At 65.9% G+C, this 1926-nt stretch carries 1 protein-coding gene; it reads left to right on the top strand.

Annotation, left to right across the window (positions count from 1 at the left end):
• Positions 1-1926: acetate--CoA ligase (gene acs, locus DFK10_RS16145; RefSeq protein WP_109390063.1), on the top strand; the 1926-nt coding region annotated here is incomplete at both ends.

Here is a 1926-nt window from a genome sequence, read left to right as displayed (position 1 = left end):
CTACCCGCCGTCGTCCGAGACTGTATCGCGTGCGCATGTTGATGCGTCTCGGTATGAGGAGATGTATGCGGCGTCTGTTTCGGATCCGGAGGGGTTCTGGGCCGAGCATGGGCGTCGTGTCGACTGGATGACGCCGTTCACCAAGGTGAAGAACACCAGTTTCGCGCCGGGCAATATCGACATCAAGTGGTTCGAGGACGGCACGCTCAACGTGGCCGCCAACTGCATCGACCGGCACCTGGAGACCCGCGGCGACCAGACCGCGATCATCTGGGAGCCCGATGATCCCGAGGACGAGGCCCTGCACATCTCCTACAAGGAGCTGGGCGAGAAGGTCGGCACCATGGCCAACGTCCTCAAGACCCTCGGCATCGGCAAGGGCGACCGGGTCGTCATCTACCTGCCGATGATCCCCGAGGCCGCCTATGCCATGCTGGCCTGCGCCCGGATCGGCGCCATCCATTCGATCGTCTTCGCGGGCTTCTCGCCCGATGCGCTCGGCGCCCGGGTCAATGGCTGCGACGCCAAGCTGGTGATCACCGCCGACACCGCCCCGCGTGGCGGCCGGGTCACCAAGCTCAAGGACAATGTCAACCAGGCCCTGCTGAACGATTTCGACGACGTCAAATGCCTGGTGGTCAAGCGCACCGGCGACCAGGTCGCCTGGCGCTCGGACCTCGATTACTGGTGGCACGAAGAGGCCGCGAAGGTCTCCTCGGACTGCCCGCCCGAGGAGATGGGCGCCGAGGACCCGCTCTTCATCCTCTACACCTCCGGCTCCACCGGCCAGCCCAAGGGCGTGGTCCATTGCACCGGCGGCTATCTCGTCTGGGCCTCGATGACCCACGAGATCACCTTCGACTACCATGACGGCGACATCTACTGGTGCACCGCCGATGTGGGCTGGGTCACCGGCCACAGCTACATCGTCTACGGGCCGCTGGCCAATGGCGCCACCACGCTGATGTTCGAGGGCGTGCCCACCTGGCCCGATGCCGGCCGCTTCTGGGCGGTCTGCGAGAAGCACAAGGTCAACCAGTTCTACACCGCCCCCACCGCGATCCGCGCGCTGATGGGCCAGGGGCCGGACTTCGTCACCAAGTATGACCTGTCCGACCTCAAGGTGCTGGGCACCGTGGGCGAGCCGATCAACCCCGAGGCCTGGGCCTGGTACAATGACGTGGTCGGCAAGGGCAACGTGCCCATCGTCGACACCTGGTGGCAGACCGAGACCGGCGGCCACATGATGACCCCCCTGCCCGGCGCCCATGCCACCAAGCCCGGCGCGGCGATGAAGCCCTTCTTCGGCGTGCAGCCGGTGGTGCTGGACCCGCAATCGGGCGAAGAGATCCACGAAAGCCCGACCGAGGGCGTGCTGGCGATCAAGGACAGCTGGCCGGGCCAGATGCGCACGGTCTGGGGCGATCACGCCCGCTTCGAGAAGACCTATTTCTCGGACTACAAGGGCTATTACTTCGCCGGCGACGGCTGCAAGCGCGATGCCGATGGCGATTACTGGATCACCGGCCGGGTCGATGACGTGATCAACGTCTCGGGCCACCGCATGGGCACCGCGGAAGTCGAAAGCGCCCTCGTGGCCCATGCCGCGGTGGCCGAGGCCGCCGTCGTCGGCTACCCGCACGACATCAAGGGCCAGGGCATCTATTGCTACGTCACCCTGATGACCGGGCAGGAGCCCTCCGAGGAGCTGCGCAAGGAGCTGCGCACATGGGTCCGCCAGGAGATCGGCCCCATCGCCAGCCCCGACCTCATCCAGTGGGCCCCCGGCCTGCCGAAAACCCGCTCCGGCAAGATCATGCGCCGCATCCTGCGCAAAATCGCCGAGAACGACTACGGCAGCCTCGGCGACACCTCAACCCTCGCAGACCCCTCCGTCGTCGATGACCTCATCGAAAACAGGATGAA

Origin of the sequence: Salibaculum griseiflavum (assembly GCF_003129565.1) — a bacterium.
Taxonomy (GTDB): Bacteria; Pseudomonadota; Alphaproteobacteria; order Rhodobacterales; family Rhodobacteraceae; genus Salibaculum; species Salibaculum griseiflavum.
This window is presented reverse-complemented; position numbering and strand designations above follow the sequence as displayed.